This is a genomic window from Arthrobacter sp. HMSC06H05 (genome assembly GCF_001807395.1).
GTDB classification, from domain to species: domain Bacteria; phylum Actinomycetota; class Actinomycetes; order Actinomycetales; family Micrococcaceae; genus Pseudoglutamicibacter; species Pseudoglutamicibacter albus.
In genome coordinates, this window is the sequence record NZ_KV788971.1 from 10,480 (window position 1) to 16,502 (window position 6,023).

Genomic DNA, 6,023 nt, shown 5'->3' on the forward strand with positions numbered 1-6,023 from the left:
CCGACACATAACAAAAGCGGAGACGGGGGGATTCGAACCCCCGGTCCGGTTTTACCCAGACCCTTCATTAGCAGTGAAGTCCAATCGGCCACTCTGGCACGTCTCCACATTGCCCTCACAAAGGGCAACATCCCATAGTTTAGCCGAGGGCAAGCGTTCACATCAAAGTGAACACCTGGCCGCAACCGTTCACACGGTCCCAGGCCACGGCTATTGGCGGGTCAACGCGCCCCAAATAAAGCTGTAGCTTCGGGCCGCAGTCCGGGCAGCGGACGCATGGTCCACTGAACCTGAATGTCCGCCATCCACCTCCTCGTGGTACCACGCGTTACGGTGGCCGAGCTCCTCCAACAACGCATAAAAGTGACGTGCCTGCACAGGACCCACACGGTCATCGGACGCTGTAGTCCACACCAATAGTTCAGGCCACGTAACCTCACCCTCGCTGTTGGCTGTATCAGCTAGCCGATGGGTAGCTGAAATATCGCGCAGATGTTCAACATCCCCGGGAACATCAGGGTCGCCGTACTCCGCGATCCACGAATGCCCCGCCGAAAGCTGCGTGTACCGCAGCATGTCCAGCAACGGGACACCACACGAGATCGCGCCGAACAGCTCCGGGTAGCGCACATACATGTTGCCCGCTAGCAGGCCACCATTCGAGCCACCGGCCATACCCGTCAAAGCAGCTGAAGAAACGCCGCGCTCATGAAGATCACGCACAACAGCCGCCAGATCCTCGTACGCGCGCGGACGTTTCTCACGCAAAGCAGCCGCATGCCAATCCGGGCCGTACTCGCCACCGCCGCGAATATTCGCGACAACAAACGCCGGAGCCCGGCCCTCATCCGTGCGGCGCTCAAGCCAGCCAAGGCCCACCGCCGAAGAATAAACCGGAGTACGGGACACCCGGAAACCACCATAAGCACTCACATACACCGGCGTCTTACCGTCCAGCGGAGCGTCCTTCGGGGCGACCAAGAAGTACGGGACCCGCGCCCCATCATCAGACACCGCGAAATGCTGCGAAACCTCGTGTGCGCTCACATCGAAACGCTCCGGCGCAACACCGATGACCCGCCAGCCACCGCCGCCACTACCATCGTCGCCGTCACCTTCACCGCCAGCGCCACTCACGCTCGCGAGCGAACCGAGCTGCAGCGTCGGAGGCTGTAGGAACCCCTCCGAAACCATCCAGACGTCGTCGCTATTTTCCTCATCAAGCGGCCACATACTCACCGAAGACAACGCCGGCACACCAGGCAACTCAGTCACCTGCCAATCGTTGCGCGGATCCAAACGCACTACCCGGGAAGCGACGTCCCTCATGATGAGAGCGAAGCCAAAATTCTTGGTGAACCCCACGCCCTGAACGGACTCGGACTGCTCCGGGACCAATACCGCACGCAAACCAGACCGCTCACCAGCCAGCCACTCAGTGGTCTTGACCACCAAAACCGTTCCAGCCGGGTAGCTCTGCCCGTTGACCTCCCACGTGCTCATCGGGCGGATAATCAACCAGTCCTCAAAGAAGCCAACGTGGGCATCCCCCGGAGCGTCGATCTTCTGAACAGTCACGCCTACACCGGTGCCACCGCCAGCGCCCCCGTCTGCGCCGTCACCAGCTCCATCGCCTAACGCCACATAGTTCGTGCCGGTGAAAAAGTCCTCAGCATCCCGGAACACGGTCTTCTCAAATCCAGGCGTGGTGTCCACACCGGCCCCAGCCGCCACGTGGCTCGCATCAACCTCGAACAGAAGCTCCGCATCGGCCAGATCCTGCCCGCGACGCACACGGCGTACACACCGCGCATAGGTCGAACGCGTCATATCGTCATCGCCGGTCACCGTGGAAACCAAGAACGTGTCACCGAAACCCCAACTGACGGAGGTTTTCGCCAACGGCAACTCCAAGCCGCCCTCCACAAACATGCGGTCCACCGCATCGAACTCACAGACCACCACCGCGTCCCCACCATCAGGGGAGAGCACCACCAACGCACGCCGCGGCTGCCCGCCCGGCTTCGGCTCCCAGGAGGCACCACGCCACACCCAATTCACGCCCTCATCGGCGCTGAGCTCATCCAGGTCCAGAAGCGTCTCCCATCGCGGGGTGCCCGCAACATAGGAATCCCAGTCCGTAGTGCGCCAGATCCCGCGCGGATGCTCGGCGTCCTGCCAGAAATTCGTGTGGAACTCGCCATGCCTACTGACCGTGATGAGCCGATCTTGGGCATCCATCGCCTCCTGGATCCGCGCCACCACACGCTCATGCTCCGAAGAAGCTAGATGCTCATCAGTCGCCCTCGTGCGTTCAGCAGCCCACTCAAGCGCCGCCTCACCACGAATCTCGTCCAAAAATGAATGAATATGCGTCAGGTCAGTTGGTTTAGTCACAGCCTAAGAATACGTTGAAGTGATAGAGATAAATACATGGAACAAGCAACGGATCATGCACAGGATGACGGCCTCCTTCGCGTGGTGGTGATCGGCGCCGGACCGCGCGGAACCTCGGTTGTGGAACGGCTCGCGCTCGCCGCGTCGGGGCAGTCCGCGTGGGCTTCTGCTGACCTGTTGATTGAGGCCGACGACGGCCACGCCCTGGCCGCGCGCCCGTTGCGTATCGATGTGGTTGACCCGTGCCCTCCCGGTTCTGGCAGGGTGTGGGATCCGAGGCAGTCGCGGAACTTGTGGATGAATACGCCCTCGATGTTCCCTACGGTTGCCCCGGAGCGTCCGGCCGGTGTGGGGCGGGCCGAGCATCCGGGGCTGAGTTTTGAGCAGTTCCGTCTCTCTGACGGTGATGGGGCCGAGTTGAGCGAGGTCGAGCGGGCCGAGCTGGGGGCGTTGGGGCCGGGTAGTTTCCCGCCACGCCCACTCTATGGCCGGTATTTGCAGCACGTGTGGGAGGGTGTCGCAGCACAGCTGGAGCGCTTGGAGCATGTGGATGGGCCGCATGTGCATTCGACGTTGGCGGTTTCGGTTGACCCGCATGTTGGTGGTGGCTACCGCGTTGTTTTAGGTACGGGCCAGGTTTTGTATGCGGACCGTGTGGTGCTGGCTCTGGGGCACGTTCCGGCCCGGATCTCACCTGAGCAGGAGGCCGTGGGTTCGGCGTGCGCATCGCATCCGGGAGCGCACTATGTTCCTCCGCACGTTTCCACGGACGTGGACTATGGCGCACTTCCGGCCGGTCAGAACGTCCTGGTGCGCGGGATGGGGCTGAACTTTTTCGACCTCATGGCAGAAGTCACCCTGAGCAGGGGCGGCCGCTTCGAAGCAACCGATGGCCCGCCAGGGCAAGCGTTGAAGTATGTCCCCAGCGGTAAGGAACCGGTGCTGATCGCTGGCTCGCGCCGTGGAACCCCGTACCGCGCCAAGGCGGCGATCCCAGCGTTCATCCCGCCGGGCATCGAACTGAAATTCTTCACCTATGACCGCATCGTTGAGGCTGCTGAAAAAGGCGCGACCGGCCGGTTGCCCGGCACCGTGGACTTTGAGCGTCATGTGTGGCCGCTTCTGAACCGGGATGTGATCCGCACCTACTACTACGAGCTCGCTGCCGCCGCTCCCGAGGTGTTCGAAGCCACCCCGTCCGTGTTCTTGGATGAGCTGGACGAAATCCTTGCCGCCCCCACCGATATCGGCGATGAGGTGTGGGTTCTGAAGCTCAAAGACGCGTTGGCACGTGCGCTCCCTGACCGTGAACTCTTCGATATCCGGGCACTGGCGCGGCCGTGGTCGGGGCATGGCGCGATTACCGCTGCAGCCTACCGCGCTGCCACTATCGAGATGCTGGAGCGTGATGTCGCCGCCGCCTCGCTGGGTACGGGTTCGCCGTTGCACATGGCGATTGGCGCACTGCACGCAGGTCGCATGATCGTGAAGCGACTGATCGCGGAAGGCTACATCGACGAACGTTCCGTCGCCGCGCAGGTGCGCGGCTGGTTTGAGCCTCTCGTTGAGGGGTTGGCCTCGGGGCCACCTTTGGAGCGTATCGAGCAGATGGTCGCTCTGATGCGCGCCGGGATCGTTGAGGTTCTGGGCCCTGAGCCGTCCTACACCTACGATGCGGAGGCCCACTTGTTCCGCGCTGTGTCGCCGTGGGTGGGTGGCGCGGAGCCGGAGGCGACGTGGATGGTTGAGGCGATGATGCCGGCCAACCGTGTTGCGATCACGGATTCGCCGCTGTTGCGTTCGATGCTGGCATCGGGTCTGGCGCGTCCGCGTGTGCGCATCACCGATGATGGCGAGCAGGTTCCCGGCTCTGGTCTTGATGTTGAGGGCGCCGATCACCGTGTGGTCGGCACGAGTGGTGCCGCCGCCGATGGTGTGCACGTGATTGGTCTGCAGTTGTCCTCGGTGCAGTGGGGGACTGCGATCGCGGCTGAGGCCGGCGGTGATCCGCACGTGGGTGCCCGGACGCTCGCGGATGCTGAGGCGATCGCCCGCTCCGTTTTGCTGGACTAGTCCCGCGGTTTAAAGCGGAAAACCCCGGAATCTCTACGATCCCGGGGTTAGGCCAGCGGAGGGTAAGGGAATTTCACCCAAACCCCGTAAATACGCGGTAAAACAAGGGTCACGTGAACCGTATGCCTAATCTGTGCCTAATCATCTGCAGTTGTGGGAAAAATGCCTACCAAGAAAGAAGCGACAGATGAGCACCTCAGGCACTGAGAAAACCGTTACGCACATGCTCAGCGAGTATCTGCACAACCTAGAGCTAACCCCCGGGCAAATAGACACGCTAACCAATAGCCCGCTATTCATCTTCCAGAATGAATCTCTAGATGCCCCCGGGTATTTCGAATTTGTAGGACCTCAGCAACATCATGGGGGCATACGCCTTGAAACACGGTGGAACAATCACGACGGTTTTACTGCCCGGGTCGAGCTCACTAACAGCTATGCGGCGTTCACTAGTGAAGGGCTAAGAGAGCTCGCGAAAACCATTACAGATTTTTCATGGCTCTTAGAAGCAATTGCAGGGCCTTTTGAGCGGGCATAGGTCAACGCCTGTAGCCCCGGCCTCTATAGCTAAGGCGCTCGCTAGATATGGGATAGGGGCCTGTAAAGCGTTCTGAAGCTCATGACCTCTTAACTTATCTATAGCCCCAGTTAATGGCGTTATAAGGCTGTTATCGGGGGTTCTCTTATGACCTTTAACGTTTGAGGCGCTTAGCGACATAGCCGCCCCTAACAGAAAAACGGCCGGGGAGATATCGCAATGCCGGCGGGGGCGACTAGCTCACGGCGTGGGACGGGGTACCCCGTGGGGTTGTCCTGTGGGGTTCTGAACGGCTCGTGATCGTGTCCAGGTGTCCAGTGTTTTCTTGTGACGCGTAACAGCGTTAGGCGCTCGCCGTGAGGTTGAGGCACTGCCTGCCTGCAGACACGGAAAGACCCGGCCTAAGGTTTCTTGTGTGTTCCTTAGCGCCGGGCCTTCCCGTTAGTGGTTATGCAGTTGTGAAGAGTGCTTCATCTTCGGCCGTGGTCGACGGTTTAGACGGTTCAGACGGTTTAGACATGAGCCCCTCCGCTTTCCATGCCCTGAGAAAGTCTTGCCGAAAATAGCCGCGTATATCGTTCAGTTTGCCGGGCCGTATCTTGTACTGCTCTAACATCCTCCCTAATCGTTGAGGGTTGAGCTTGAAACCTATGCGGTTACCTTCGCCCCAAGCGTCAGGTTCTGCTCTGACTAGTTCAGATATCAACTTGCCTGTTGGGATGAACGGTTGATTTGTTATGTGTCGGGACATCGTTCCGCTTTTTGGGTGCGGCCAAGGCGGCCGGGCAACGTACCTGCAGACTGGCGGTTCCCGGTGTTCCCGGGGCTATTTTGCTGTCGCTGAGGCTGCTGTTCACCGTTATAGCTATACGGTTCGTGGCAGGCTGGACAGCTAGTTTCTGTGCCGCCCCGTGCCTCGACGTGGATAACGTCGGGGGACCGGTCGGGTCTTGCGGTGCGGTGAACGATGTCGTGACACATGGGCGAAGGATGTCGTGAGACATGGTTGGAAGGG

At 60.6% G+C, this 6,023-nt stretch carries 4 protein-coding genes and 1 tRNA gene; 2 read left to right on the plus strand and 3 right to left on the minus strand.

Annotated features, from left to right (window positions below):
* Positions 1 to 17: 17 nt before the first annotated feature.
* Together HMPREF3160_RS01185 and HMPREF3160_RS01190 are read right to left on the minus strand one after the other, a co-directional pair.
* A tRNA-Ser gene (locus HMPREF3160_RS01185) sits at positions 18 to 106 on the minus strand.
* A 104-nt stretch (positions 107 to 210) separates the two neighbouring features.
* The gene (locus HMPREF3160_RS01190; RefSeq protein WP_070506571.1) at positions 211 to 2,397 is read right to left on the minus strand and encodes a prolyl oligopeptidase family serine peptidase; all 2,187 of its coding nucleotides are present in this window, start codon (positions 2,395 to 2,397) and stop codon (positions 211 to 213) included.
* A gap of 36 nt (positions 2,398 to 2,433) precedes the next feature.
* Between HMPREF3160_RS01190 and HMPREF3160_RS01195 the strand changes: the two genes are divergently transcribed.
* Together HMPREF3160_RS01195 and HMPREF3160_RS01200 are read left to right on the plus strand one after the other, a co-directional pair.
* On the plus strand, positions 2,434 to 4,470 hold the full coding sequence (locus HMPREF3160_RS01195; protein WP_052048641.1) for an FAD/NAD(P)-binding protein: 2,037 nt from the start codon (positions 2,434 to 2,436) through the stop codon (positions 4,468 to 4,470).
* A gap of 187 nt (positions 4,471 to 4,657) precedes the next feature.
* The gene (locus HMPREF3160_RS01200; RefSeq protein WP_035757405.1) at positions 4,658 to 5,008 is read left to right on the plus strand and encodes a hypothetical protein; all 351 of its coding nucleotides are present in this window, start codon (positions 4,658 to 4,660) and stop codon (positions 5,006 to 5,008) included.
* A 448-nt stretch (positions 5,009 to 5,456) separates the two neighbouring features.
* Here HMPREF3160_RS01200 and HMPREF3160_RS10280 read toward each other — a convergent pair whose 3' ends face one another.
* Positions 5,457 to 5,759, minus strand: a complete 303-nt coding sequence (locus tag HMPREF3160_RS10280) for a DUF3631 domain-containing protein (protein ID WP_083285235.1) — start codon at positions 5,757 to 5,759, stop codon at positions 5,457 to 5,459.
* Positions 5,760 to 6,023: the final 264 nt, after the last annotated feature.